The organism is Dehalococcoidia bacterium (assembly GCA_035574915.1).
Classification (GTDB): domain Bacteria; phylum Chloroflexota; class Dehalococcoidia; order DSTF01; family WHTK01; genus DATLYJ01.
The window spans coordinates 25,294-50,887 of record DATLYJ010000020.1 but is presented as its reverse complement, the minus strand read 5'-3'; the positions used below and the strand labels follow the sequence as shown (position 1 = coordinate 50,887).

Below are 25,594 nucleotides of genomic sequence, written 5' to 3'. Positions count from 1 at the left end.
CCGCCAGAACGCGGGGGAGCCATGAAGGTAATTGACCTCCGCAGCGACACCGTCACGCACCCAACGCCCGCCATGCGCGAAGCGATGTTCCGCGCCGAGGTCGGGGACGACGTGCTGGGTGACGACCCGACCGTCAAACGGCTCGAGAAGATGGCGGCGGAGCGCATGGGCAAGGAGGCCGCCGTCTACGTGGCAAGCGGCACCATGGCGAACCTGGTGTCGCTGCTCGCGCACTGTCAGCGCGGCGACGAAGCCATCGTGGGCAGCGAGTCGCACATCCTCCACCACGAGGTCGCGAGTGCCGCTGGCGTCGGCGGCATTCAGCTGCGGGAGGTCCGGAACGACGAGGCCGGCCGGGTTGACGCCGACGAGGTGAGGCGGCTGATCCGCTCGCCGGACATCCACAGCCCGCGCACAGGCCTGGTGTGCCTGGAGAACACTCACAACCGTTGTGGCGGCGCGGCCGTGCCCCAGAGCGTCACCGCCGCCGTCGCCCGCGTCGCGCGCGAAGCGGGCATACCCCTGCACATCGACGGGGCGCGGGTCTTCAACGCCGCCATTGCCCTCGAGACGACCCCGGCCGACTTGGCGCGGGAGGCGGACTCGATCAGCTTCTGCCTCTCGAAGGGACTCTCGGCTCCCATCGGCTCCCTGGTCTGCGGCAGCGGAGAGTTCATCACACGCGCTCGCAAGGCCCGGAAGATGCTCGGCGGCGGGATGAGACAGGTCGGGGTAATCGCGGCCGCGGGAATCGTGGCGCTCGAAGAGATGGTGGACCGCCTGGCCGAAGACCACGCGAACGCCCGCGTCCTGGCGGAAGGGCTCGCCTCGATCCCCGGCATCAAGCTTGACCCGGCGTCCGTGCAGACAAACATCGTGATCTTCGACCTCGAAGGCATCGAACGCTCGGCGCTTCAGCAGGCGCTGAGGGAGCGGGGTGTGCTGTGCACGGGGGTGCCGCCCAAGGTCCGCATGGTCACGCACTACGGCATCGAGCGCGCCGACATCGAGGAGGCGCTCGAACGTACGAGAGAGGCCGTCGCATCGCTTTCTTGAAGTCCTCGCTACTCAGGGCCCTGGGCCTACCACTAATCCTGACGCTCGCCGCCGCCTGTGGCGGCGGCGAGGATGCGCCCACGATGGACATCGTCGGCTCAATACCCTGGGGGCAGACGGAGAGCCTGGATTATGTCCTCAAAGAGCGCGGTCGAGAGGTGGCCACGGGCACCCTCAGCCTGACCGTGGAGGGCAGCCAGACGCGGCTGCTCCAACGGTACACGAGCGGAGCCAACAGTGATGAGATCACGGTCGTCGTCGACAGCAAGACCCTGAAGCCGCTCTCCTCCACGCGGGTCATCCAGGGCCCGGAAGACAGGGAGACCCTGACCGTCTCGTACACGGAGCAGGGCGCGCTGATCAGGCAGGGCGAGCGCCAGAGCGGCCTGAGCGTGCCCGAGCACGCCTACGACAACGACAGCTCACTGTTTCTCTGGCGCACGATCGACTTCCGGGAAGGCTACGAGGCGCGCTATGTGACGATCATCACCAACCGGCGCAGCCGCCAGACGGTGGAACTGCGCGTCAGGGGCAAGGAGCAGGTAACCGTCCCGGCCGGGACGTTCACTGCCTGGCGCCTGGAGATCAAAGGCGCGAACGCCGAGCAAGTGGCCTGGTACGCGGACACGCCCACCCGGCCCCTGGTCAAGTACGACAACGACCGCGGGACGGTCTTCGAGCTTCAGACGCGGCCTTAGTCAGCCCGATGCCGGCCGTGGCACTGCCGCGGAGTGCCCGGGAGTGACAGTCGCCGCGGCCGCGGCTTCAGTCCGCCTTCCAGAGGCAGCCTCGGCCCGCGGCCCTGGCTTCCTGCTCGAGACCCACGATCTGGTCCCGGTAGCGGCCGTCCTCGCGCCAGGCCAGGCCCATGCCCTCGGCAACCAGCGTCGCGTCTACCGATGTGCCGTCTTCCTTGAACACGTAGCGCAGGAGGCGGCCGAAGCGGTCGCGCTCGCGCGCGTCCGGCAGCAGGTAGACCGTCCGGCCAGTGAGGCGCCTGTTGCGCTCGACGGCGTCGCGGTAGCAGTCGGCGCCGACTTCAGGCGTATCGACGCCGAAGTAGCGCACCCGCTCGAGGCGGCGATCGATGAGGACATCGATGGTGTCGCCGTCGATCACGTCATAGACCGTGGCCTTCTCGAGCTGGCCGATGCTGACCCCTGGAGGCAGGGGAAGGCTGGTGCGGACCTGCTCCCAGTCCGGGGCGCGCGCGTCCTTGCTGGCGATAGCGTAGGGGATGCCCGTGACCAGGGTCACGGACCCGATAAGGAGGAGGACGAAGGCCCAGGCTGGCAGCCGGCGCGCGCGCAACCTCATCGCAGCCGGCGCCAGGTACCGGAGATGGACTCGGTACCGAACCCCTCCAGGCCAGGAAAAGGCAGCGGGATGGGTGAGGAGGAGAACATGATGCCAAGTCCACGGTAACGCTGCCTCTCACCAATCGCCAGTCCGCGCAGCGCCTGGGCCGCCGCCGAGGACCACGCGGCGAGCGCATCGCGCACCTGCCAGTCGTAAGTGTGGGGCGTGGCGATCAGGCAGGCGCAAGCGGCGTAGGCCCCGTCGCCCGCAAAGCTGGAGTCCAGCTGGACGTCCGCCCCGGCGAAGGAGCGCATTGCCCGCGCAAGGCCTCCTTGAAGAAACCGGATGTAGCGCTCGTCCGTGCCGAAGGCCTCGAGATCGGCCTGCGAGTCCAGGATGAAGAAGAACGCCAGGTCGAAGTCGGAGGGAGCGGCGGCCTCGATGGCCCCGATCGCCGCGACGCCGGGCAGTGACGCCAGCGCCGAGGCCTCCAGCATCAGGGCGTCGCGAGCCCGGTCCGAGGCGTCCTCGCGCAGGAGCACCAGGTCCGCGTGCAGGACCTGGCGCCGGACGGCGGGGTCGGATGACGTCACAGGGGTTCGCGCGGCGGTGGTGGGGGTTGATAGATGGGCCGCTTGCTCCGCTCCGGAGGCGCCCAGCGCGCGTGGTCGTCCTCCGGCTGTGGCTCCGGCGGCCGCTCGAAGACAGGCCTGGTCACCGGCGGCGCCGAAGGAGGAGTGAAGGCGACGCTGACAGCTTGCTTGCGCGCGGGCGCGAACGCTCTCGGCTCCGGGAGAAGCATGCCGTCGGACAACTCGATTACGCGCCCCGCCCGCTCCATGACCATGCGGTCGTGGGTGGTCGTCACGATGGTCACGTTCTCGCTTGCGGCGATCTCGACCAGGAGCCTGAAGATGGACGCCGCCGTGTTCGAGTCGAGCTCGCCCGTGGGTTCGTCGGCAAGGATGATGGCGGGGCGGTTCGCCAGGGCGCGGGCGATGGCAACACGCTGCTGTTCGCCGCCGGAGAGCTCGTAGGGGCGGTGGTTGGCGCGCTTCGCCAGGCCTACCATGTCGAGCACCTCATGCGCCCGCTTCGCGCGCTCGCGCAGGCCGGCGCCGGCAATGCGCAAGGCGATCTCGACGTTCTCGTAAGCCGACAACAGCGGCAGGAGGCCGAAGGATTGGAAGACGAAGCCCAGCTTGTGCCGCCGGAGCTTCGTCAGCTCAGCCTCGCTCATCGCCGAGACGTCCTGGCCCTCGATGATCACACGGCCGCTCGTGGGCCTGTCGAGCCCGGCGATCAGGTTCAGGAGCGTTGTCTTCCCTGAGCCCGAGCGGCCGATGATCGCGAGGAACTCACCGCGCGCCACCGAGAAGGAGACGTCGCGGACGGCGCGGATGACCTCTGTCCCGACCTGGAACTCGCGGCTGACGTTTTCGACCTGGATGATGGGCGCCTCAAGCACCGCTGTCCTCGTCGAAACTGACGCTCTCGGGGTAAATGGCTATGTGGTCACCTTCGAGCCGAAGGCGGGCGCGCTCGTTGATGCCGAGCGCCTCCAGGTATTCGCGGGAGACCTGCAGGCGGCCGGTACGGTCGACGACGGCGAACTCGTCGTGCAGGACGAAGGCTTCCCGCCCCTGAAACTTCACGCGGCGGAAGCTCTCCGCGCTGATGCGTCCGTCCCGGATGGAGACCACGCGGTCGACGGCGTTGGCGATGGCGGGGTCATGGGTCACGATCATGATCGTCACGCCGAACTGCTCGTTCAGTGAGCGGAATACGCCGAAGATCTCAGACGCCGTCTGCGAATCGAGCTCGCCGGTCGGCTCGTCGGCCAGCAGCAAGGGAGGGTCGTTTGCCAGCGCCACCGCGATCGCCACGCGCTGCTGCTCGCCGCCTGAGAGACGGTCTGGCTTGGCGTCCATACGATGCGAGAGTCCGACCGCGTCTAGCAGAAGCCGGGCCCTGGAGCGCGCCGGGCCGGGCTCGACGCCTTCGAGGATCATGGGCAGCTCAACGTTCTGCACCGCCGAGAGGTAGGGCACGATGTTGCGCGAGGTCTGCTGCCAGACGAAACCGACCTCCTTCCGCCTGTAGACCACGAGGTCGGCCGGCGTCATCGTGAGCAGGTTGCGCCCGCCAACGAAGGCGCGGCCAGCGCTCGGGACATCGAGGCCGGCGAGGATGTTCAGGAGGGTGCTCTTTCCCGACCCGGACGCGCCGACGATGGCCATTAGCTCGCCGCGCCGCACCTTGAGGTCGAGCCCGCGGAGGGCTACGACTTCGAGCTCCTCTTGCTTGTAGATCTTGAAGAGGTCCTCGCAGAGGATATAGGTCTGCGCGTCTTCGGCGCCGGCGAGCGCCGAGCGCTGGTCCAGGTCTATCGCCATCAGCGGCCTTTAAGTCTCGCCGATGCGCAGCACGCGGTGCAGCGCAAGGCGCGAGTAGAGTAGTACGACGATCCCGATGGTCACTATGAACACAGCCGCCAGTACGGACAAGGCGGTGCCGGCTGTGAACCAGCTGACGTGCAGCAGCATGGGCGGCACCACTTCGTCGCCCGTCTCGGTCAGCCCCATGTAACGGATCATCAGGCTGCCGAGGCGAAGGCCCATAAGCGAGCCCGCCAGCATCCCAAGACCGATGATGAACACCTGCTCGAAGCCGACGACGGTCGCGATCTGCAGGCGAGAGAAACCCATCGTCCGCAGGACCGCGAACTCCAGCGTGCGCTTCTGCGCGGTGAGGTAGGAGTAGATCAGGAAGCCGATGGCGCTGAGCATGAGGATGGCTGCAAAGCTGATGAAGAGGATGCCCTCCCAGCCAGCGGCGATGAGCGGGTCCTTCTGCTGCGCCAGCCGGATCTGTTCGAAGTCGAACACGGTCGCCAGCAACTCCCCGGCATCGATGTCCCGCGCGACCCTGGACGCCGTCTCCGGACCGGGGCTGAGCCAGACCTCATCCGGGTAAGCGATCACGCTGCGCGGGTTGCGGTTTAACGCCGTCTCCAGGCGGCGGATGTTGGCGACGAGGGCGGGATTGTCGCGCGGGTCGTCGAGGGTGGGGAAGAGCCGGAAGGTGCCGGCGATGCTCACGTCTATGTAGGAGCCGTTGATGTACACCTGGAACGTCTGCCCTTCGGCCAGGCCGCTCTGTCTCATGAAGGCCTCGCTGGCATAGACCTGCACCGGGCGCGCCTCCCCGCGTACGCGAATTCCGTGCGTCGCAGGCTGGCCCGCGACCGGCCGCCAGGTGATCTCCGCCGCGAAGCCACCGCCGGGCGCCGGGGCCTGGCGGACTTCATCCGGAAGGGGATCGGCGACGAGCCCGTTCAACACTTCCCACCGCTGCAGGTCCTGGAAGTCCGCAAGCACCGTCGCGCCCGGGAGGCCGGCAAAGCGGCGCTGAGGGTCGTTGAGCAGCCGGTCGGATGGCACGCCGGCCGGCAGCCCGGCCGACGCGCTGACCTGCAGGTCATCGATCTGCACGGCGCCGCCAGGGCGGGACACGGTGGTAAAGAAGCGGATGGAGAGCGACTGCAACCGGAGGGGAGGCCGCGCGGTTGGGTCCGTGAAAGGCACGCCGGCAATCGCCTGGGGCCGGCCGAGGTCGGCGACGACGAAGCTCCAGCCCGGGGGCAGTTCGGCACCGCCGTCGGGGCCGAAGAGATAGGTGAAGTAGCGCCCCTCGGCGTCCCGGACCTTCGCCTCGAAGCCGACACGGCCGTTGAGGGAGGTGGGGTTAACCCAGAGCGCCAGCCAGCGCGCGTCCGGCGGCAGGTCGATCCCGGGCGGCTCCTCCGTGTCTGCGGCAAGGGTCGCCAGGATGGTGTCTATCGGAGGCCCGAAGTCGTCCCGGAAAAAGCCCAGGTCGCGGAAACCCGCCGGGTCTATGCCAAGGATGCGGAAGTTCGTGCGCGCGAACGCTGTGCCCTGTGTACCGTCGAGACGGACGACGGGTGACGCCTTTTCGGCCCCGTATCTCTCGGCGAGCGCGCGCGCCAGAGACTCCGGTCCCGGAGCCGGGGCCTTGCGCAGGCCGGCAAGGCGGAAGGGGGCGCCGGACACATAGGCTGCCCGGTCCTCGTAGCTGGTAGTAAGGGTGGCCCCAAAGCTCGCGGCGAACATGCCTACAGCCGTCGCCAGCATGAGGAGCAAGACCAGGCGGGAGTAGTGCACCGGGTTGCGGACCAGCTGCCAGGTGCCGAAGAGCACCGCCGTAGCCTGAGTCTTCGAGACCAGCCAGGCGCCGAGACGGAGCGCGATAGGGAACAGCCGCAGAAAGAAGATGCCCACGGTGAGGATGAAGAACGTGGGTGTCAGCAGTGAGACCGGGTCCGTCGACTGCTCGCCAAAGAGCTTTTCCGTCACCAGGTTGCCGCGCCGCTGCAGCTGGTAGAAGAGCAAGGCTCCCAGGCCGACCAGCAACAGGTCCAAGTAGTAGCGGGTAAAGGCGGCTTCCTTCGGGGGCCGGGATGCCGCCACTTTGAACTGCACCACCGTGCGGCGCGTGGCCTGGTAGGCCGGCCAGAGCAGGGTGATGTACGCGAGCAGGGCGCCGCTGAAGGCCCAGAGATACGCGCCGGTCGACAGGCGCGTCGTCAGGTAGGCGCCGCCGCTGAGGTCGTCGAACACGGGGGTTTTCCCGAGCAGGGCGATCACGCCCGCGGCAAGGGGTGGGCCGAGCCCGAGCGCAACGAGGAGGATGATCAAGCCCTCGATCACGTAGATCTGCATCACCTGCCCGGTAGTAGCGCCGCGGCTCTTGAACAGCGCGATCTCCGCGCTCTGACGCTCGACGAGCATGGTCGAGACCATGAAGAGGTAGTAGAGGACGATGCCAGCGATCTGGAGCACGAGCACGAGGAGCGGGATGCGCGTGAAGAAGAGCTTCTCGTCGAAGGTGCGCAGGACGTTAGGCAGCTCGGTAATCGTGGCCGTGCGCTCGACGTTGCCCGCTATGACCCGCTCCAGACTCTCGAGAGAGACGCGCACGTCCTCAGCGTTGCGGGCGTTGATGCGGCCGGTGTCGAGGTAGGCCATCCCCCAGAAGTCGGCGTTCATGGTCGGCAGATACTCGGCGATTGCGCCGAAAAAGGTCTCCGCCGGCACGAAGAAGGGGAAGGTCTGCCAGCGGGGGCTCGTGAACTCGAAGAAGTCCGATAGCCCGAGCCAGTAGGGCTCCGAGAGGTCGAGCGGCTCCACGAGTCCTACGACCTGGGCGTGGACAGGCTCCGCTTCCGGCCGCCAGAAGGGGTGGGCGTCAAGCCGGTCGCCGACGCGGATGCCGTTGCGTCGCGCGACCTCCGCGGGCATGGCGACCTCGACGGTAGGCGCGCCGGCCGGCGCCTGCGCCGCAGCGTCGGGGAAGCGGCCTTCGACGACGCGGATGTGCGGCTCTATTCCCGTCAGGAACTGGAAGTGCGACCTCGGCCGGCCGTCGTCCGCTGGCACCGTCCCGCCTGGCGGCGTCGGGAAGAAGGTGGAGCTGCGCCCGGCCCAGGTCTGGCCGGCAAGCAGGCGACCGAGGGCCTTCTTCAGGGAGGAGTCGATGAACTCGCGGTTGCGCTCGTAGAGGTCCTGGCGCGCGATCTGCGACGTGCTGCGGACGAGGATGTTGTTCTTGTTCGGCCCGCTCTGGCGGATGGCATAGGAGAGCCCGAGGTCGCGGATGGCGTCCGTGTAAATGGAGGTGGTCGACATCAACGCCGCGGCCAGGACGGCCCCGACGACCACGGCGGTCAGCAACCTTATGTTGGCGCTAATCCTCCGTACGACCAGCGGGAGGACGCTGAAGATGGTATTCACGTCTGCCCGCCAATTCTGTCATGCGCCCCGAGAGGCGGCAAACGGCGGGTTAGGGTCCGTAAGGGGCGGCGGGCAGAGGCGACTAGCTCGCCTGGCGGCCGGCCGAGGCCTGGTCCAGGACGCGGGAGACGGCGAACACTCCGCGCACGCCCTCCATCTTCGCCAGGAGACGGGAGAGTTGCTCGACGCCCGTCGTCTCCAGGGTGATGGAGAGCGTGGTGGTGTGGTCCGGGTGCTCGTGCGTACGGACACCGGTCATGTTCACCTTCTCTTCGGCGGCGATGGTGCTGAGGTCCCTCAGCAGCCCGACCCGGTCCCAGGCCTCAATGCGGACCGACACGGGGAAGAGTTGCGTCGTGCGGCCCCACTCGACGCCAATCAGGCGCTCTGGTTCGCTGGCATTGACGACGTTGTGACAGTCGTCTCTGTGGATGGTGACGCCCCGGGCGCGGGTGACGTAGCCGATGATGCTGTCTCCCGGGACAGGGTGGCAGCAGCGCGCGATCTGCGTGAGGAGGTCGCCGGTGCCGAGCACCTTGATGTCGGACCCGTACGAGGGCGGCCGGGGCGTGACGACCGGTGTCACGACCTCTTCGGGCTCGTCCTTCTTGAGGTGGAGGGCGGTCCGGCCGGTGATCTGGCTGAGCGACACGCCCCCGTAACCGACAGAGGCGAAGAAGTCGTCGGCGCTCTCGAATTTGAACCACTTCAGCATTTCCGGGAGCAGGTCGCTCGTCGTAACGCCGAGGCGGCGCAGCTCGCGGTCCACCATCTCGCGGCCGCGGAGGATGTTCTCCTCCCGTTCCTGGCGCTTGAGCCACTGGCGGATCTTCGAGCGCGCGTTGCCGGTCTTGACGTACCCCAGGTTCGGGTTGAGCCAGTCGCGGGACGGCCCGCGAGATGTGCGGCTGGTGATTATCTCGACGACGTCGCCGTTCTGGAGCTTGTAGGTCAGCGGCACCAGGCGGCCGTTGACCTTCGCCCCGACGCAATGGAAGCCGATGTCGGTGTGTATGCGGAACGCGAAGTCGATGGGGGTGGAGCCTGCAGGCAGGTCCTTGATCTCGCCCTTGGGGGAGAAGACGAAGACCTCCTCTTTGAAGAGCTCCGTCTTCACGAACTCGACGAACTCCTCGGCCTCGGCGGTCTCACGCTGCCACTCGAGGAGCTGCCGCAGCCAGGCGATACGCTCCTCCATGTGCCGGTCCTGGCGGCCGCCCTCCTTGTAGCGCCAATGAGCGGCAACGCCGTACTCGGCGGTGCGGTGCATCTCGTAGGTACGGATCTGGACCTCCAGCGGCCTAGCGCCCGGGCCCATGACAGTGGTGTGCAGTGACTGGTAGACGCCCTCGCGCGGGTTCGCGATGTAGTCGTCGAACAGGCCGGGAAGCGGACGCCAGAGGCCATGCACGACACCCAGGGCGTGATAGCAGTCCGCGACGCTGTTCACCAGGACGCGGATGGCGATGAGGTCGTAGATGTCGTTGAACGACTTCCCCATCTCCGCGTACTTCTGCATCTTCTGGTAGATGCTGAAGATGTTCTTTGCGCGGCCGGATAGTTCCGCCTGCACCCCCTGCCGCTGGAGCTCATAGCGCAGGATCTTCTCCACCTGCGACACGTAGCGTTCGCGGCTCTCCTGACTCGCGGCGAGCAGCCTGGCGATTTCCTCGTAGCGCAGGGGCTCCAGGTAGCGGAAAGCGAGGTCATCGAGCTCGGACGCGATAGCCCCGAGGCCCAGGCGATGGGCCAGCGGCGCGTAGATGTCGCTGGTTTCGCGCGCGATGCGCAGCTGCTTTTCCCGAGGGAGCGCGTGCAGGGTGCGCATGTTGTGCAGCCTGTCCGCCAACTTGACGACCACCACGCGCAGGTCTTCCGCCATCGCCAGGAACATCTTGCGGAGGTTGTCGGCCTGAGAGTGGTCGTCCCACGAGGACTCATCGGGCCGGACAAGGGACAGGCGGCTGAGCTTGGTGACGCCCTCGACGAGCTGGGCCACGTCCGCGCCAAACTTCTTCGAGATCTCCTCCGACGGCACGCCGCAGTCCTCGACGACGTCGTGCAGGAGCGCCGCCATGATCGTGGCCGCATCCAGGTTCAGGGAGGCCACCGTCATGGCTGCGTCGATCGGGTGGACGATGTAGGGGTCGCCCGAGTCCCGCAGCTGGCCGTCATGGCAACGCCAGGCGAACTCGTAAGCCTCGCGCACGAGGCGGGCTCTGTCCGCGGGGATGCCCTCGCCCGCCCGCATCAGGATTTCGTCCGCGGTTGGAATCGGGGTCGCAACCATGGCCTTGTATCGAGACTCTAACACAATCCGGTGAGCTTCGATTTGATTCACTTATCGTCCTGAGCTCCCGATTGCGCTCAGGGCAAGGCGCAAGCAACTTGCTCAGGAAGCCGCCAACGGCAGGAGGATGGTGAAGGTGGAGCCGCGTTCAGGCTGCGAGGCCGCCTCGACGCGGCCGCCATGGGCCTCGACGAAGCCCCGCACGATGGCAAGGCCGAGCCCCGCGCCGTCTCCGATATCGTCTTCGCGCGTCCTGGAGGCCTCCGCGCGGTAAAACCGCTCCCAGACTCGCGGCAACTGCCCCTCCGCGATGCCACTCCCGCTGTCCGAGACGGAGATGGCGATCCAGCCGGCGTCCTGGCGCAGGGCGACCTCGACGCGACCGCCGCGGGGCGTGTGCTGCAGGGCATTGCGCACCAGGTTCGCAATGGCTCGCTCGATGCGGCGGCCGTCGACGACCGCGCGTGGAAGGCCGGGCTCGGTCCTGAGCGCCAGGTCTATGGACAGCCTGCGGGCCTGGGCCTCCATGCCGGAGACGACGTCCGCTGCGATCTCCTCCAGCGGCAAGGGCCTGACGTCCAGCTCCAGCGCGCCGGCGTCGATCTTCGCGAGCTCGAAGAGGTCATCGATCAGCGCGCCCAGGCGTTCTATCTCGCGGCGCATGGCGGCGTAGTAACGGCGCGACTCGGCGTCTCCGTGGACGAGACCGTCGGCGAGGGCTTCGACCATCGCCCGGAGGCTCGCCAGCGGTGTGCGCAGGTCGTGCGACACGGCTACGGTCAACTCGCGGCGCTCGCGCTCGAGAGAGGCGCGCTCCTCGTCTGCCCGCCGCAACTGCTCCGAGAGGAGGCGCACGTCGCGAGCGAGAGCCCCTATCTCGTCTCCGGCGCCGTCGGGCAGCGAGGCAGCGTAGTCACCCGATGCCAGGCGGCGGATGGCCCCCGAGATGAGGCCGACACGAGAGGAAAGAGAGGCGGCCACGAAGGCGCCGCAGGCAGTGCCAACGAAGGCGACGAACGCCAGGACCGCGGCCAACACGGCGAGGTCGTGCGAGGTCGAGACGAACATGAGCTGCGCGACCATGAAAATGCTCGCGACGCCCGTGAGCGCCCCGGCGGCGGTGATGAGGAAGACGCGCCCCTGAAGGGAGAGGCGCGAGGACTCGGCGAGGCGCAGGACGGCGCGGCAGGCGGCGATCGAGGCCACGCCGCTGGCCAGGAGATAGGCGGAGAGGAGGCCGACCTCTCGCAGCGGTGGCGCCATCGTCACTTCCGCGATCAGGACCGCGAGACCAAGGCCGGCAGCCAGGGTCGCGACGGACAGGAGGAGCGACCGGCGGAAGGTGACCATTGCTGCCTACGGCTCGAATTTGTAGCCGACGCCCCAGACCGTCTTGATGTGCCGCGGCCGCGAGGGGTCGACCTCGACCTTGCTGCGCAGGCGGCGGATGTGGACGGTCACCGTGCTGGCGTCGCCGGCGAAGTCGAAGTCCCAGACGAAGTCCATGAGCTGGTCGCGCGTGAAGACCTGTCCTGCGTGCCGGGCGAGGAACACCAGCAGGTCGAATTCGCGCGCCGTCAGCCTGATCTCGCCGCGGGCGTCCTCGACCACACGCGTGCGTTCGTTGATGCGCAGGTCGCCGAAGCGCAGGCGCTCGCCGTCCGGGACGGTGACGGCCCGCGCCCGCCGGAGTACCACCTTGACGCGCGCTACGAGCTCGCGCGGGCTGAAGGGCTTGGTCACATAGTCGTCAGCGCCCAGCCCCAGGCCGAGCAGCTTATCGTCTTCACGGGCACGGGCGGTAAGGATGATCACGGGCGTCTCGCCGGCCGACCTCACGCGGCGGCACACCTCGAAGCCGTCCAGGCCGGGAAGCATGAGGTCCAGGACCACGAGGTCAGGCATGAAGCGTTCGAGCTCGGTCAGGGCGGAGGGGCCGTCGTGCACGACCATCGTGTCGAAGCCCTCATGCCGCAGGTAGCGGTCCACGACCTCGGCCACCATGGGCTCGTCCTCCACGACGAGGACCCGGTCTCGGTGCGCCATCGCAGCGATCACTCTAACAGGCTAGAACCGGTGTATTACGAAAGGCTTACGGCCGCAGCGCCACGGGCCCCCGTCAGGAGGCGTGTGCGCCGCTCGTCTGGATCGCTCCTATGGCGCCTCCAGGAGACCTCGAGAAGCGCGCCCGAGCCTGAAGCCAGCGATCCCGGCGGCCACTGCGGCGGCCGACCCGAGTCCGCCGCCGAGAACCAGCATTGCCCAGTCCGGGCTGGATCCGCCCGACCGCGCAGCGGGAGCTCGTGCGGAGCCCGCGGCCGCCTGAGCGCCAGCTTCCAGCACTGGCGCGGCACCGACGAATCCGCCACTGCCGCCGGGTGCCGGGCTGCCATCGCCGACGACCACAGCGCCGACCATGCCGAGGTGTAACGGGCAGTAGTAGGCGAACACGCCGCTCCTGTCGAACCTCACGGACGCGGCCTGTCCCTGGCCGATGGTTGCACCTGGCGCGCTCCAGCCCATGCCAGTGACCATGTGTGGGACACTGTCCTGGTTCATCCAGGTGACGGTCTCGCCTGTGGGTACTCTGACCACTGTAGACACGAAGCAGTTTTCGCGCATGTGTACGGTGCCCGACGCCGAATCGGTCGATTCCCCATTGCAGCCACCGCCGCCAGCCGAGGCGCTGGCGACCCCGGCGAGCGTACCCGCAAGGGCCACGACTCCAGAAACGAGAAGCGCAATCGTGTTCATGGCATCCTCCTGCACCATATACACCGGCCGGAATGCCAGCGTTCCCTCAGGGCAAGGTGCGGGCAATGGCAATGGCGGCCTCTAACTCGAGGCTTGTCTCGAGCCTGTAGAAGGCCGTGTCGGTCGCCCAAATCAGGGTGTTGCGCGTGACAGTCCGTGCGAAGCCTGTGGCCTCACGACCGGAGGCCGCGCGGAAGGTGAGGACGTGGAAGCCATCAGATACCCACCGCGCCCCATGGCCGTTGAGCGTGAACTCATGCAGGGTGGTACCCGCCGGCAGACCTTTTGCGAAGATGACTTCCTGGCCGGGGCGTGCAATCCAGAGGTCGAAAGAAGGGTACTCCAGCACAATGACAGGGAGGCCGAGTACGTCGAGGCGATACACCGCTATCGGCTCTCCACTGCCCGCCGGCAATGGCGGGGCGAAATTCAGCGCCGCGCGAGCAGCATCAAGAGTCGTGCGCCCGCCGAGATACTCGATGCCAACAGGGGTTGGCTCCGCTGTTGGCGCGACGCCCTCGGGCGGAGGCGGGAGACGCTCGATGCTGGAGCCCTTGACGCCAAAGAAGCGGGCGACAGCGTCGCCTGCCCCATCCGCCGCGACGAACGCAACGATTGCTAGCAGTGCGGCGATCCCAATCGCGGCCGGTGCGAGGACGAAGGCGCGCCGTCGCTCCGGCGCGGAAGACAGCGCTTCCCGCACCCGCTCCTCAAATGCGGGAGTAAGCGGATAGACGGTCTCCGCCGCAGCTTGAGCCAACAGCCGCTCGACTCGCGGGTCAATCATTCCGGTCCTCCAGCAGGTCAGGAAACCGTGCTTCGATGACGTCTCGCAGACGCCTGGAAGCGCGATGGAGGCGCGACTTCACCGTCCCCGGCCGCTTGCCAATGGCAGCGGCAATCTCACGCTCTGGGAGCTCGAGGAAGTAGCGCAGATGAAGAAGGCGTTGGTCGCCAAGCGGCAGTTGGGCGATGGCCGCTTGCACCCTGCCGAGTTGAGCTTTCGCCTCGATTCCTTGAGCAGGCCCCTCAACCAGGGCGGTGTTCGCCGTTTCGGCGAAACGCCTGGCCGCCGACGAGCGTCGGGTCCGACTCCTGACCTCGTTCAGGGCCAGATTGGTGACTATGCGCAGGAGCCATGGACGAAAGGGCGCCCCGTCGCGAAAGCGGCCGAAGTCGCGATACGCGCGGATGAAGGCCTCCTGGACGATGTCCTGGGCCGCTGCACTGTCGCGCAGCAGGAGCCAGGCGGCGCGAAACGCTACCTGCTGGTGTGCGCCGACGAGAGCGCCAAACGCGTCAGGGTTACCGCGCTTCGCGCCGGCGACGGCTTGTTCTTCGGTCAGCGCGATGCCCACTCGTCACGTATACACCGCGAGACCGCAGTTGGTTCCCCCGTGCCGCGGCCTTGATGCTCACCGGTCCGCCTTAGGCCGCGGCCCTGGCGCCGTTCATGCCCATGACAGCGGGCGCGAAGAGGGTGCGAAACTCCTCCACCGACATGCCGGCGGAGGCGGCCAGGCGGGCTAGCAGCTCCGGGTCCGCGAAGTCCTCCGGTTCCAGACGCACCATGTATTCGCGCGCCACCTGGTAGTGCTCACTGGCCAGGTCGACAACGCGGATGCGCGTCTTGCCCGTGACCGGATCGCGGAGGTCATCGAAGGGGAGGACCTGCAGCCGCCCGTCCTGGAGGCTCATGAAGCCGCCTTCACGCAGGCGAGGGTCATCGTGCTCGTTCAGGAGAAAGCGGACCGCGCCGTAGCCGAGGGTGCGCGTGTAATCGATGTCGAAGGGGATGGGCCGGGCGCAGCGCAGCTCGTAACCCAGCGTGACGTCCACCATGGTCATGCTCTCGCCGCGCTCCGCGAACCAGCGCTGCACCCGTCTCTTGAGGAGCGCCGCCAGGGGGATGTCGTTCAGAGCAATGTGGCCGTGGGGGTCGTAGGCGATCTCAATGCCCGAGGTCCGGGCAAGCTCCTGGACATCGAGCTTTTCCGCCAGCCCCTCGGCCAGCACCACGAGTCCGTCCTTGCGGCCGAAGGCACGTCTCTTGATGACCGCGCCGGCGATCACGCGCGCGATGTCGTCCAACTCGATCCGCTCGCCCGGGAACTCTTCGGGGATGAGGGTGAGGGTGGCCCCGGCGGCCTTACCGATTCCGAGGGCGAGGTGCCCTGCCTTGCGGCCCATGACCACGACGATGAACCAGCGGTTGGTCGTGCGCGAGTCCTCCATGAGGGTTAGCACGAGCTCGGTGCCGACGTGGCGCGCGGTCTCATAGCCAAACGTCGGCATGCCGCCCGGCAGAGGCAGGTCGTTGTCTATGGTCTTGGGGACGTGCGCGACGCGGAGGGCGCCTCCAGAGGCTCTCGCAACCTCGGACGCCGAGAAGGCAGTGTCCTCCCCACCGATCGAGACGAGGTAATCGAGCCTGAGGGCGCGCAGCGCTTCGACCGTGCGCTGCATGTGCGCCGGGGTCGTCGTCGGGTTGGCGCGCGAGGTCCGCAGGATGGAGCCGCCCTGTGTGTGAATGCGCGACACGTCTGATATATCGAGATGCCGGACGGCGTCGGTGCGACCGTGGATCAGGTGCTCGAAGCCGTCTTCTATGCCAATGACTTCGCAGCCCTCGTGGCGGGCCTCGATTGTCACGGCGCTGATCGCGCTGTTGATGCCTGGCGCCGGGCCGCCGCCGACGAGTATGCCGAGCCGTTTCTCAGGCATGGTCTGAACCTCCCGTAGAAGCGAGGGCGTCCGGCGGCCCGGCCGGCAGTTACAGGCGGTTCGGGTGTCGGGGGTGTCCCGGCGTCTCGCCGGCGGAGCGCAAACGGACGCGCCGTCGCTAGACATTGTGGCATATCGGGGCCGCGGCCTGACTAAGCGAGAGAGGCGGCGTCGAAGCCGGCGGTAAAGGGGTTCAGGAACGAGACGCCTTCGATGGCGCCGCCGCTCTGGATGTCCTCGGTGAGGATCGTGGCGATGCCGTTAAGCTTCGCCGTAGCCCAGATGAGCGCGTCCCAGTAGGACATCTGGTAGTTCAACACTCCCGTGAACGCGCGCCGCACGGTTTGACCGGTGATCGGATATACAGTCAGCACCCTGCTGAGCGCAAGGAGTTCATCAGCAGCGCGCCTGGGGTCGACTGGCTCGTCGATCTTCCGGGTTATCGTATTGAAGGTCTCGCCTAAGACTTGAGCGCTAATCGCACCAACGTTAAGCCGCGCTACGGTGTCCAGGAGCGTGATGGCCATCCTTTGCTTGGCTTTGTCGGTGGGGTCGATTGCGTAGACGAGGACGTTACTATCGATGAAATAGATGCTTGGGACGGTCATAGAGCTCTTCCCGGGTCCAGGTCCGGGGCTTCTGGGGCGCTTCGATCAGCGCGCGCTCATCGAGGAACTCCTTTACCCTCTCCCACGCCACCAGCCTGGCTTCTTCATCCTCGGGCCGGAGGATCCAGTCGAGTCCCTCTCTTATGAGGTCGGCCTCAGCCTTAGAGCGTTCACGCGCACGTCGCTTGAGCAGGCGCTCTTGCTCTTCCGTGATGTAGACCTGCTTACGCACCATGCGAGCCATGGACTCAGTATACATCGCGTCATACATCACGAGTCAGGGGAATTGAAAGGGCGGGCCATTCGGCCCGCCCTCCTGGATTCGGCCGTCCGCCTACAGGAACTCGTAACCGCCTTCGACGCCCGGAGGCATCTGGTCCATGATCACGTTCACGCAGGCCGGTTTTCCGGAGGCGAAGGCGCGCTCGATTGCCGGGCGGATGTCTTTCGGCTCCGTCACGAACTCGCCGTGCCCGCCGAGCGCCTCGACGACGCGGTCGTAGCGGGAATTGTCCTGCAAGAGGGTCGGAGCGGCGCGCTCGCGGCCGTAGGCGCGGACCAGGCCGACCGTGATCTGTCCCCATTGGCGGTCGTTGCCGACTACCGAGACCACGGGCATGCCGAAGCGGACGAACGTGTCGAACTCGAAGCCGTTGAGGCCGAAGGTGCCATCGCCGTTCACCATGAGGATCTTCTTGTCCGGGTACGTGCAGTGGATGCCCATGCAGAAGCCGGTACCGACGCCGAGCGTGCCGAGCAGGCCGGGGTCATACCACTGGCCCGGGTTGTTGATCGGCAGGATCTGGGCGGCATTGGAGACGATATCGCCGCCATCACCGACGACGATGGTGTTGTCATCGACGAAGCTCGCCATCTCCTTGCACAGGCGCAGGGGATGTATGGGCGTGGCGTCCGAGTTCATCCACTGCTGACGGAGCTCGAGGATCTTGTTCTCGACCTCGCGCAGACTACCGATCCAGCTCCCGGGTTCCCGGCGGACACCTTCGAGCTCGGCCAGGAGCTGGTTGAGCACTGTCTTCGCGTCGCCTTCGATGCCGATGTCGACGCCACGGTTGCGGCCGATCTCCGAGGGGTCGGAGTCGATCATGATGACCTTGGACTCGGGACGGATGCGTCGGCCGTACTGCAGCCGGAAGTCCATCGGCGTACCGATGATGACGACGACGTCCGCTTCGGCGAGGGCGTTGCGGCGGGTGCGGGAGAAGAAGAGCGGGTGGTCCTGGCGGATCGAGCCGCGGCCCATGGCGTTCAGGTACACGGGCGACTGGATCTTCTCGACGAACTGGCGCAGCTCCTCGTGGGCGGTCGACCAGTAGATCTGGCTGCCGGCCATGACGAGCGGCTTCTCCGCGTCGCGGATGGCCTTCGCCGCTTCGCCGACGAGGGCCGGGTCGCCGGCGACGCGTCCGGTAGTGCGATAGCCCTTGGGCATCGGCGGAAGCTGGTCCTCCTCGATGCGGCCGTGGAGGACGTCCGAGGGTATCTCGATGTACACCGGGCCCATGCGGCCGGTGGTGGCCACGCGCCAGGCCTCGGCCATGATCTCGGGGATGCGCTGGGTGTGGTGCACGCGGACAGCCCACTTGGAGATGGGCTTCATCATGTCCAGCGTGTTCATTTCCTGCAGGGCGCCGCGGCCGATCTGGTTCAAGGGCGCGGCCCCGCCAATCATGATCATCGGGCTGCGGTTCTGATAGGCGTTGGCCATGCCGGTGACGGCGTCCGTGACGCCGGGACCGGCGGTCACGGCGCAGACGCCGGGCCGCTTGTTGGCGCGCGTCCACCCCTCGGCGGCATGGGCGCTGGCCTGCTCGTGGCGGGTGTCGATGATGCGGATGCCTTCGTCCTGGCAGCCGGCGTAAATGTTCTGTATGTGGCCACCGCAGAGGGTGAATATGACGTCGACCTGCTCCTGCTTGAGGAAGCGTGCGACGAGGGCGCCGCCGTCAACCTGGGCCATGGCTGTGGGTTCTCCTGCTTCTAGGAATGCATGCTTTTGCGGCGGGGACTCGAGGGGCATTGTAGTACAGGGTCAGCCGAGGGGCATCAGGCCAGACGGCTCGTTCGGGCCTGACCGCGTCTATCTGGCAGGCGAGCGCGCCTCTTTGCAGCACCACGAAGCTGCCGCGAGGCACCGGGCAGACTACCCAAGAGGGTGTATAGCGCCAGCTGGCCGGCCGACAGGTCCACCCGGAAGAGACCGCCTCACCGCCCGCCTCGCCGGGCGGCCATGTGATGGGAGAGCATCGACGGGCCCTGGCGGCCGAGGGCAGCGCCGACCCGGCCAGCGCGAGATACCAGGGTTCGCTAAAAGACATAAGCTCGTTAGCCTTTAATTGACTGCGTTCGCGGGGCGGTGTAACATCCGGCCAAACCGAGCCCGGCGCCCCTGCCCGCCTGGGCCGGGGGCGCCCCGCGTGCTCGCCTCGATGGTGGTGCGCCTATGACGATGACCCTCGACGCCCTGGACTTGCGGCGCGCGAAGCTGGCCGAGCTGAACGAAAAGATGCGCCGCTGCACCGCCTGTCCTTTGGCCCGCGGGCGCACGAAGGTCGTGCCCGGCGAGGGTCGCATCGACGCGGACATCATGTTCATCGGCGAGGCGCCGGGATACTACGAAGACCAGCAGGGCCGGCCCTTCGTGGGCGCGGCGGGCCAGTTTCTGGAGCAACTCCTCCAGGACATCGGCCTGAAGCGGTCCGATGTGTTCATTGCCAATGTGATCAAGTGCCGGCCGCCCAGCAACCGTGACCCCCTGCCGAACGAGATCGAGGCCTGCTCGGCCTGGCTGACGGAGCAGATCGAGCTGATCGACCCGAAGGTGGTAGTCACCCTGGGCCGGTACTCGCTCGGCCGCTACTTTCCCGGCCAGCCCATCAGCCGCATTCATGGCCAGGCGCGGAAGTTCGGCCGGCTCTGGGTTGTGCCGATGTATCATCCCGCGGCGGCCTTGCATCAAGGCAGCCTAAGGCGTGTAATCGAAGAAGACTTCAGGAAGCTCCCCGCCTACGTCGAGCGGGCGCTGAAGGAGTACGACGAGGCTCGCCAGCCCCCGCTCGCGGGGACGGTTGGCCCCGGGAACGCCCCGGCGACCGCGACGGCGACGGCGCTCCAGCCGAGCGCCGAACAAGGCAGGCTCTTTTAGTGCCGAATGGCCATGCACTGCGCGTAATCCCCCTCGGCGGTCTCGGCGAGATCGGCCGCAACATGCTGCTCCTCGAATACGGCGAGGACATGATCGCCATCGACTGCGGCCTCATGTTTCCCGAAGAGGAGATGCTCGGGGTCGACCTCGTGATCCCGGACATACGTTATGTCCAGCAAAACGCGCGCAAGCTGCGCGGCTTCTTCATCACCCACGGCCACGAGGACCACACGGGCGGCCTGCCCTACGTACTCCGCCACGTGAAGGCGCCCGTGTACTGCACCCCCCTCACGGGCGGGCTGCTCGGCGTGAAGCTGCGAGAGCATCGCCTTGCGAACGAGGTCGACGTGCGCACCATCCTGCCGGGCGAGAGCGTGGGCGCCGGCGTCTTCCGCGTGGAGGCCTTCAGCGTCGCCCACAGCATCCCGGACGCGGCCGGCTTCGCGATCCGCACGCCGATGGGGACGGTGGTGCACACGGGCGACTTCAAGCTCGACCACACGCCGGTGATGGGCCAGACGACGAACCTGGCCCGCCTCGCCGAGTTGGGCAAAGAAGGCGTGCTGTTGCTGCTCGCGGACTCGACCTACGCCGAGGTGCCGGGCTACACGCCATCAGAGCGGGTAGTGGGCGATGCCCTCGCGGGCATAATGACCACTTCAGAAGGGCGGGTGATCATCGCCACCTTCGCCTCGCTGATTGCGCGCATCCAGCAGGTGATCGATGCGGCGGCGCTCACCGGACGGCGCGTTTTCGTGACCGGGCGGAGCATGATGGACAACGTCCAGATGGCGCGCGAACGCGGCTACCTGGACTTCCCGCGCGAGCTGAGCATGGGCGTCAACGAACTGCGCAGCGCCCGTCCTGAGGAAGTTGTGATCCTCACCACGGGGAGCCAGGGCGAACCGACTTCCGCGCTGACGCGTATGGCCAACGGTGACCACCAGCACGTCCAGATCATGCGCGGCGACACTGTCGTGCTCTCGGCGACGCCGATCCCTGGCAACGAAGCGCTCGTCTATCGGACCGTGGACAACCTTTTCAGGCTGGGCGCCCGGGTGCTCTACAACCGTGTTGCGGACGTGCACGTGCGCGGGCACGCGGCGCAGGAGGAACTGAAGATCGTGCAGTCCCTCGTGAGGCCGAAGTACTTCGTGCCCATTCACGGCGAATACCGCCACATGGTGCTGCACGCCCAGCTGGCGAAGTCCATGGGCGTGGCGGAGGAAAACGCCTTCGTCATGGTCGACGGCGACGTGCTGGAGATCAGCGAGACCGGAGCGCGGCTAGCCGAAAAGGTGCCCGCGGACTACGTGTACGTCGATGGCCTGGGCGTGGGAGACGTCGACCACGTCGTGCTGCGCGACCGCCTGCACCTGGCGACAGACGGCATGGTGGTCGTGGTGCTGACCATCGACAAGAAGACGGGGCGCCTCATCGGGCGGCCAGACGTGATCTCGCGAGGGGTGACGAGCATCGAGGAGTCGGAAGAGCTCCTGGAGCGGACGCGGGACATGGTCGTCTCGGCCCTCGAGGGCGCCGACCACATCGTCGAGTGGTCGGCGGTAAACACGAACGTCAAGGACGCCATCGCGAAGTTCCTTTATGACGAGACCCATCGGCGGCCGATGGTGCTGCCGGTGGCCGTCGAGGTGTGAGCTTACACGCCACCGCCGGCCCAGCGGTCAGCGCCACGGCGGCCTGATCGCGCAGCCGGCTATCGAGCACGCTGCTGTTCGCGCGCCTGCGCCCGGACCTCGGCCTGGCGGCGGAAGAGGCTATTGGCGTCGATCAGCCGGCTCATCCTCTCCATGAAGCCGGGGGCAAGCTCCCTCATGGCCAGGAGCGCGCGGACAGGGCGCGGATTCACGATGACCTCAGGCAGGTCGTTCCGCACCGCCTTCAGGACCGCCGCCGCGACCGCCTCCGGACGCGATTCGCCGAGGACGCGCGGCGCTTCCTGGCCGTGCTCGCGCTTGGCGTCGGCGTACATGCCGACCACGCCGACGAAACCGGGGCAGATTACGGAGGCGCTGACGCCATCGCGCCGGTAGCTGGCGCGCAGGGACTGCGTGAAACCGATGAGCGCGGCCTTCGTCGCGGCGTAGGACTCGGCGTAGGCGGGGCCGGCCTTGCCCGCGAGAGAGGACATATTGACTATGTGCCCTTCGCGCCTCTCCAGCATGCCCGGAAGGACCAGCCGCGTCAGGTGCATCGTCGCCCGAAGGTTCACGTCGATGACCTCGTCCACTTCTTCCCGGGGCAGCTGGTGGAAGAAGTACACGGCCTCGATGCCGGCGTTGTTGACCAGCAGGTCGACCCGCCCGAACTCGGCCGCCGCGCTGGCGGCGAGGCGCTCGATGTCCTCCGCGCGGCGCAGGTCGACGGGGAGAGCGATGGCCCGGCGGCCGCGGGCGCGCAGCTCCCGGGCGAGGTCTTCGAGGGCCGCCTGGTTGCGCGCGGCCAGGACGAGGTCGACGCCCTGTCCCGCCAGCGCCCGCGCGATGTACACGCCTAGCCCGCGGGACGCCCCGGTAACGATCGCCGTCCTTCCACTGAGGTCCTTCATGACGCTCCCTCCTACGCTGGGCGCCATGTTACACGCGCGCTGGGGGAACGATGCGCAGGCAGCCTTTGCTACACTTACCTCCGTGGCGTCCCCGAAGTACTACATCTGGACTGTCGGCTGCCAGATGAACGTGGCCGACTCCGCGAAGCTGGCCGCCGGCCTGGAGCGGCTGGGCTGGAGCGAGACGGACGGGCCGGAGTCAGCACAACTCGTCGTCCTGAACACCTGCTCCATCCGCGAGCGCTCGGAGCAGAAGGCGATTTCGGAGCTCGGACGGCTGAAGAAGCTGCTCGACAAGCGCATGCGCCTGGCCGGGTCCGGCCCCGAGTTCAAGATCGTGGTCATGGGCTGCATGGTCGGCCCCAGGCAGGACGAACTGAAGCGCCGCTTCCCCTTCGTCGACCACTTCGCGCGGCCGCAGGCCTACGACGGCATCTTCGAAGCGGTAGGGATCGCCGAGGACACGGGCGGCGAATTCTGGCCGACCACCTTCGCCGCCGCGACCGGCCCGACCGCCTACGTGCCGGTCATCCATGGCTGCGACAAGTTCTGCACTTACTGCATCGTGCCCTACCGCCGCGGCCGCGAGCGCAGCCGGACGGTGGAGGACGTCAGGCTGGAAGTCGAGCACCTGGTGGCGCGCGGGGCGAAGGAGGTCACGCTGCTGGGCCAGACGGTGGAGGCTTACGGCCATGACCTCGAGGAGCGGCGGGACCTGGGCGACCTCATGTACGCCATCCACGATATCGAGGGCCTGGAGCGAATCCGTTTCCTGACCTCTTACCCGAAGGACATGACGGCCAAGATCATCGAGGCGGTACGCGACCTGCCCAAGGTGTGCGAGTACTTCAACATCCCGGTGCAATCCGGTTCCGACACCGTGCTTGAGCGAATGCGTCGCGGCTACACGGTCGGCGAGTACCGCGAGAAGGTCGACCTCATCCGGCGATACATGCCGGAGGCGGCGATCACGACGGACGTGATCGTCGGCTTTTGCGGTGAGACTGACGCGGAGTTCCGCGCGACGTATGACCTGCTGGCCGACCTGCGGTTCGACAAGGTACACGTTGCGGCCTATTCGCCCAGACCGCGGACCATCGCCTACCGCAAGCTCGAGGACGACGTGCCGGACGAGGTGAAGCGCCAGCGCTTGCACGCGGTCGAGGAGTTGGAGCGCGAGATTTCGGCGAGCATCAATCGCCGCTACGAAGGGCGAGAGGAAGACGTGCTGGTCGAGGGGCGCAGAGACTCCCTCTGGTACGGGCGCACGCGCTCGAACAAGCTGCTGCACTTCGCCGGTGAGGCAGCGGTGGGAGACATCGTGCGGGTGAGGGTAGAGCGCTCGTCGGCCTGGTCGCTGCAGGGGACGGCCGTCTCCGAGGCGCTGCCGCTGCTGGTGTAGGCAGAGCGCCGGGCGAGCGCCGGCTGCTGGCCGCGGGAGGCGGGGTGCCCTCCACCCGGCCCTTCCTACCTCCCGCCAAGGAGGTCGAGAGGCCAGTATGGACGACAAGGTGAGGGAGGCGCTGTCGAAGGGCGGCGTCATCGACATTACGACGACAGGCCGGCGGACCGGGAAGCCGCACCGCATCGAAATCGCCTTTCATGCCTTCGACGGGAAGCTGTACATCTCGGGAATGCCCAGGGAGCGCAAGCGGGACTGGCTGGCGAACATGGAGGCCAACCCGCGGTTCACCTTTCACCTCAAGCGCGAGGTCAAGGCGGACCTCCCTGCCCTTGCCCGGCCGATAACTGACGCGGCAGAGCGGCGCGCGGTGCTCGAGAAGGTGCGGCAGGCGTGGGGGCGCGGGGATATCGAAGAGATGGTGCGCTGGTCGCCGCTGGTCGAGGTGACGATCCAGGAATAGGTGGGCCGGAGGCTGAAATAGGCGGCTTGCGCCGGGCGCTGACGCGGCAGGTGTGCTGAAAGCACTCGGCTTATGCGGGCGCGGCCGTCATACTAGAGAGGTGCCTGCACCAGGGAGCGACGCTCAGCCGGTCCACCGGCGTCCCCAATCGACCTGCCCTCACTGCGGCGCCGCTCTCGCTGAAGCGCCGCGCTGCCCGGCATGCGGCCGCTGGTTGCGCCTGCCGACTAACCCGTTCCTGGAGGCGCTGAGCGAAGAGCCGTTGCTCGCCGTCGAGCACTTGCGGGAGCCGTTCCCCTGGCGGGAGATCTCGCCGTCGATTGCGCTGGTCGTCGCGATCGTCATAGTCCTGGCCGGGGTGCGCATGTCCAGCTTCGTGGTGCCCCTCGCGGGCGGGATCATGGCCGCCGGCTCGTTCTTCTGGGCCGCGGTGCTCGAGTTTCAAGTGAACAGGCGGGCCACGCGCAGTGAGGGCGACCCGGCGGCCATGGGCATGCTCTCGTACTCGTCGGACTGGCCGGCAGTGCGTGGCGGACGCCGCCGGATGTAGTGACGGGCAGCGGCCGTGGTCGCCGTCCGCTGGTTCGACCTCGTCTGCGCGCTGATCTGGCTGACGTGCGGAAGCCTGCTCGTGCTGGTCTGGAGCCGCGGCGGCCCTCATGTCGCCTTCTATGCCGGCGCCGCCCTCGTTCTCGTGGCCTCAGCGAGCGGGCTGGTGACGCGTGGCTGGCGCGATTACCGGGCGGCTGCCCGCGGCTGGCGAAAGGCCTTCGTGAGCCTGCCGAGGTGGTCGATGCTCATGGTCCTGGTCATCGTGACCTCTGTGACCACCTGTTCCCTGCCCTCGTAAGGCGGCTGCTCAGGCGGAAGCACCGAGCGCGGCTTCGATCTGGGCGAGGTGCATCTCCTCGTGGACTACCTGGTGGCGGGCGTAGTGCTCCAGCATCACAGGCCCCATGACCTCGTGGCGGCCGGTGCGCATCCAGTCCTCCTCGGGGAGACGGGCGAGTACCCGCAGGAGGCCGGCCCGCGAAGACGCTATCTCATCCAAAATGGCGTCGACATCCGCCGGGGAGTCCTTCGACCGCGCGACCCATCGGCCTTCGTCGTAGTCCGGCAGGAAGGGGTCGTTGTTGAAGACGATGAAGCGGAAGCGGATGGCATAGACCAGCGTCGCGTCGCGAAGGTGGAGCAGAGTCTGGAAGGCGGACCACTCCTCCCCTCCCGGCCCGCGCAGCAGCGACTCCGCCGGAAGCCCGGCGACCTTGTCCCTTAGACGCGCGGGAAAGGCGGCAAGCTCCTCCAAGACCTGGGCGCGGGTCAATGGGCGATCGAGGACGTAGAGGCTCGGGTTGGGTTCGTTCATGCCGAGAGCTCCTTCCGCGAGTAGCCGCGCAGTCTAGCAGCGCAAATCCAGCCGATCAAGTACAGGTTGCCGGCCCCAGGTGAC

25 protein-coding genes are annotated in these 25,594 nt (G+C 67.3%); 8 read left to right on the top strand and 17 right to left on the bottom strand.

Annotated features, from left to right (window positions below; translation table 11 throughout):
• The first annotated feature begins 21 nt into the window (after nt 1-21).
• Nucleotides 22-1,056 carry a low-specificity L-threonine aldolase gene (gene ltaE / locus VNN10_01975; protein ID HXH20768.1) on the top strand — a complete coding sequence of 345 codons (1,035 nt, stop codon included), beginning with the start codon at nt 22-24 and terminating at the stop codon, nt 1,054-1,056.
• Complete coding sequence (locus VNN10_01970) at nt 1,053-1,754, top strand: DUF3108 domain-containing protein (GenBank protein HXH20767.1); 702 nt, start codon at nt 1,053-1,055, stop codon at nt 1,752-1,754. The genes ltaE and VNN10_01970 overlap by 4 nt, the downstream gene beginning before the upstream one ends.
• A 67-nt stretch (nt 1,755-1,821) precedes the next feature.
• Here VNN10_01970 and VNN10_01965 read toward each other — a convergent pair whose 3' ends face one another.
• The 15 genes from VNN10_01965 to VNN10_01895 form a co-directional block, all read right to left on the bottom strand.
• Nucleotides 1,822-2,373 (bottom strand): thermonuclease family protein, encoded by a 552-nt coding sequence (locus VNN10_01965; protein HXH20766.1) that lies wholly within the window; start codon nt 2,371-2,373, stop codon nt 1,822-1,824.
• A complete protein-coding gene (locus VNN10_01960; protein ID HXH20765.1) occupies nt 2,370-2,948 on the bottom strand; it encodes a hypothetical protein in 579 nt (192 codons plus the stop codon). The genes VNN10_01965 and VNN10_01960 overlap by 4 nt, the downstream gene beginning before the upstream one ends.
• Complete coding sequence (locus tag VNN10_01955) at nt 2,945-3,823, bottom strand: ABC transporter ATP-binding protein (protein ID HXH20764.1); 879 nt, start codon at nt 3,821-3,823, stop codon at nt 2,945-2,947. Before VNN10_01955 ends, VNN10_01960 begins: the two co-directional genes overlap by 4 nt.
• Nucleotides 3,816-4,751: an ABC transporter ATP-binding protein gene (locus tag VNN10_01950; GenBank protein HXH20763.1), complete on the bottom strand. Its 936-nt coding sequence runs from the start codon at nt 4,749-4,751 to the stop codon at nt 3,816-3,818. Before VNN10_01950 ends, VNN10_01955 begins: the two co-directional genes overlap by 8 nt.
• A gap of 9 nt (nt 4,752-4,760) precedes the next feature.
• Nucleotides 4,761-8,168, bottom strand: a complete 3,408-nt coding sequence (locus tag VNN10_01945; GenBank protein ID HXH20762.1) for an FtsX-like permease family protein — start codon at nt 8,166-8,168, stop codon at nt 4,761-4,763.
• A gap of 82 nt (nt 8,169-8,250) precedes the next feature.
• Nucleotides 8,251-10,458, bottom strand: coding sequence for a bifunctional (p)ppGpp synthetase/guanosine-3',5'-bis(diphosphate) 3'-pyrophosphohydrolase (locus VNN10_01940; GenBank protein ID HXH20761.1), 2,208 nt, complete (start codon nt 10,456-10,458; stop codon nt 8,251-8,253).
• Nucleotides 10,459-10,560: 102 nt separating this feature from the next.
• Nucleotides 10,561-11,808: a HAMP domain-containing sensor histidine kinase gene (locus VNN10_01935; GenBank protein ID HXH20760.1), complete on the bottom strand. Its 1,248-nt coding sequence runs from the start codon at nt 11,806-11,808 to the stop codon at nt 10,561-10,563.
• 6 nt (nt 11,809-11,814) lie between these two features.
• Complete coding sequence (locus VNN10_01930) at nt 11,815-12,504, bottom strand: response regulator transcription factor (GenBank protein ID HXH20759.1); 690 nt, start codon at nt 12,502-12,504, stop codon at nt 11,815-11,817.
• A gap of 108 nt (nt 12,505-12,612) precedes the next feature.
• Nucleotides 12,613-13,212, bottom strand: coding sequence for a plastocyanin/azurin family copper-binding protein (locus VNN10_01925; GenBank protein HXH20758.1), 600 nt, complete (start codon nt 13,210-13,212; stop codon nt 12,613-12,615).
• A 46-nt stretch (nt 13,213-13,258) separates the two neighbouring features.
• Nucleotides 13,259-13,999: a hypothetical protein gene (locus VNN10_01920; protein HXH20757.1), complete on the bottom strand. Its 741-nt coding sequence runs from the start codon at nt 13,997-13,999 to the stop codon at nt 13,259-13,261.
• Nucleotides 13,992-14,570 (bottom strand): RNA polymerase sigma factor, encoded by a 579-nt coding sequence (locus tag VNN10_01915; GenBank protein HXH20756.1) that lies wholly within the window; start codon nt 14,568-14,570, stop codon nt 13,992-13,994. The genes VNN10_01920 and VNN10_01915 overlap by 8 nt, the downstream gene beginning before the upstream one ends.
• A 70-nt stretch (nt 14,571-14,640) precedes the next feature.
• Nucleotides 14,641-15,936 (bottom strand): diphosphate--fructose-6-phosphate 1-phosphotransferase, encoded by a 1,296-nt coding sequence (gene pfp / locus VNN10_01910; protein ID HXH20755.1) that lies wholly within the window; start codon nt 15,934-15,936, stop codon nt 14,641-14,643.
• Between the two features lie 152 nt (nt 15,937-16,088).
• A complete protein-coding gene (locus VNN10_01905) occupies nt 16,089-16,544 on the bottom strand; it encodes a PIN domain-containing protein (protein HXH20754.1) in 456 nt (151 codons plus the stop codon).
• Nucleotides 16,513-16,788: a hypothetical protein gene (locus tag VNN10_01900; protein HXH20753.1), complete on the bottom strand. Its 276-nt coding sequence runs from the start codon at nt 16,786-16,788 to the stop codon at nt 16,513-16,515. The genes VNN10_01905 and VNN10_01900 overlap by 32 nt, the downstream gene beginning before the upstream one ends.
• 90 nt (nt 16,789-16,878) lie before the next feature.
• Entirely contained in the window at nt 16,879-18,525 is a 1,647-nt protein-coding gene (locus tag VNN10_01895; protein HXH20752.1) for a thiamine pyrophosphate-binding protein, read from the bottom strand.
• 483 nt (nt 18,526-19,008) lie between these two features.
• Here VNN10_01895 and VNN10_01890 point away from each other — a divergent pair, with 483 nt between their 5' ends.
• On the top strand, nt 19,009-19,710 hold the full coding sequence (locus VNN10_01890; GenBank protein HXH20751.1) for a uracil-DNA glycosylase: 702 nt from the start codon (nt 19,009-19,011) through the stop codon (nt 19,708-19,710).
• Complete coding sequence (locus VNN10_01885; protein ID HXH20750.1) at nt 19,710-21,368, top strand: ribonuclease J; 1,659 nt, start codon at nt 19,710-19,712, stop codon at nt 21,366-21,368. Before VNN10_01890 ends, VNN10_01885 begins: the two co-directional genes overlap by 1 nt.
• A gap of 59 nt (nt 21,369-21,427) precedes the next feature.
• Here VNN10_01885 and VNN10_01880 read toward each other — a convergent pair whose 3' ends face one another.
• A complete protein-coding gene (locus VNN10_01880; protein HXH20749.1) occupies nt 21,428-22,279 on the bottom strand; it encodes an SDR family oxidoreductase in 852 nt (283 codons plus the stop codon).
• 82 nt (nt 22,280-22,361) lie between these two features.
• On the opposite strand from VNN10_01880, the gene miaB reads away from it, so the two are divergent.
• The 4 genes from miaB (at nt 22,362) to VNN10_01860 (ending at nt 24,994) form a co-directional block, all read left to right on the top strand.
• Nucleotides 22,362-23,681 carry a tRNA (N6-isopentenyl adenosine(37)-C2)-methylthiotransferase MiaB gene (gene miaB, locus VNN10_01875; protein ID HXH20748.1) on the top strand — a complete coding sequence of 440 codons (1,320 nt, stop codon included), beginning with the start codon at nt 22,362-22,364 and terminating at the stop codon, nt 23,679-23,681.
• Nucleotides 23,682-23,778: 97 nt separating this feature from the next.
• On the top strand, nt 23,779-24,144 hold the full coding sequence (locus VNN10_01870; GenBank protein HXH20747.1) for a nitroreductase family deazaflavin-dependent oxidoreductase: 366 nt from the start codon (nt 23,779-23,781) through the stop codon (nt 24,142-24,144).
• Between the two features lie 214 nt (nt 24,145-24,358).
• Nucleotides 24,359-24,694 (top strand): hypothetical protein, encoded by a 336-nt coding sequence (locus tag VNN10_01865; protein ID HXH20746.1) that lies wholly within the window; start codon nt 24,359-24,361, stop codon nt 24,692-24,694.
• 15 nt (nt 24,695-24,709) lie between these two features.
• On the top strand, nt 24,710-24,994 hold the full coding sequence (locus VNN10_01860) for a hypothetical protein (GenBank protein HXH20745.1): 285 nt from the start codon (nt 24,710-24,712) through the stop codon (nt 24,992-24,994).
• A gap of 9 nt (nt 24,995-25,003) precedes the next feature.
• On the opposite strand, the gene VNN10_01855 is transcribed toward VNN10_01860, so the two are convergent.
• On the bottom strand, nt 25,004-25,510 hold the full coding sequence (locus VNN10_01855) for a DinB family protein (protein HXH20744.1): 507 nt from the start codon (nt 25,508-25,510) through the stop codon (nt 25,004-25,006).
• Nucleotides 25,511-25,594 lie beyond the last annotated feature (84 nt).

Coding starts and splice junctions, on each gene's coding strand:
- VNN10_01900 (HXH20753.1), bottom strand. CDS start 16,788: ATGGCTCGCATGGTGCGTAAGCAGGTCTACATCACGGAAGAGCAAGAG.
- VNN10_01890 (HXH20751.1), top strand. CDS start 19,009: ATGACGATGACCCTCGACGCCCTGGACTTGCGGCGCGCGAAGCTGGCC.
- VNN10_01880 (HXH20749.1), bottom strand. CDS start 22,279: ATGAAGGACCTCAGTGGAAGGACGGCGATCGTTACCGGGGCGTCCCGC.
- VNN10_01950 (HXH20763.1), bottom strand. CDS start 4,751: ATGGCGATAGACCTGGACCAGCGCTCGGCGCTCGCCGGCGCCGAAGAC.
- VNN10_01920 (HXH20757.1), bottom strand. CDS start 13,999: ATGATTGACCCGCGAGTCGAGCGGCTGTTGGCTCAAGCTGCGGCGGAG.
- VNN10_01925 (HXH20758.1), bottom strand. CDS start 13,212: ATGAACACGATTGCGCTTCTCGTTTCTGGAGTCGTGGCCCTTGCGGGT.
- VNN10_01965 (HXH20766.1), bottom strand. CDS start 2,373: ATGAGGTTGCGCGCGCGCCGGCTGCCAGCCTGGGCCTTCGTCCTCCTC.
- VNN10_01895 (HXH20752.1), bottom strand. CDS start 18,525: ATGGCCCAGGTTGACGGCGGCGCCCTCGTCGCACGCTTCCTCAAGCAG.
- VNN10_01935 (HXH20760.1), bottom strand. CDS start 11,808: ATGGTCACCTTCCGCCGGTCGCTCCTCCTGTCCGTCGCGACCCTGGCT.
- VNN10_01870 (HXH20747.1), top strand. CDS start 23,779: ATGGACGACAAGGTGAGGGAGGCGCTGTCGAAGGGCGGCGTCATCGAC.
- VNN10_01940 (HXH20761.1), bottom strand. CDS start 10,458: ATGGTTGCGACCCCGATTCCAACCGCGGACGAAATCCTGATGCGGGCG.
- ltaE (HXH20768.1), top strand. CDS start 22: ATGAAGGTAATTGACCTCCGCAGCGACACCGTCACGCACCCAACGCCC.
- pfp (HXH20755.1), bottom strand. CDS start 15,936: ATGCCTGAGAAACGGCTCGGCATACTCGTCGGCGGCGGCCCGGCGCCA.
- VNN10_01855 (HXH20744.1), bottom strand. CDS start 25,510: ATGAACGAACCCAACCCGAGCCTCTACGTCCTCGATCGCCCATTGACC.
- VNN10_01930 (HXH20759.1), bottom strand. CDS start 12,504: ATGGCGCACCGAGACCGGGTCCTCGTCGTGGAGGACGAGCCCATGGTG.
- VNN10_01905 (HXH20754.1), bottom strand. CDS start 16,544: ATGACCGTCCCAAGCATCTATTTCATCGATAGTAACGTCCTCGTCTAC.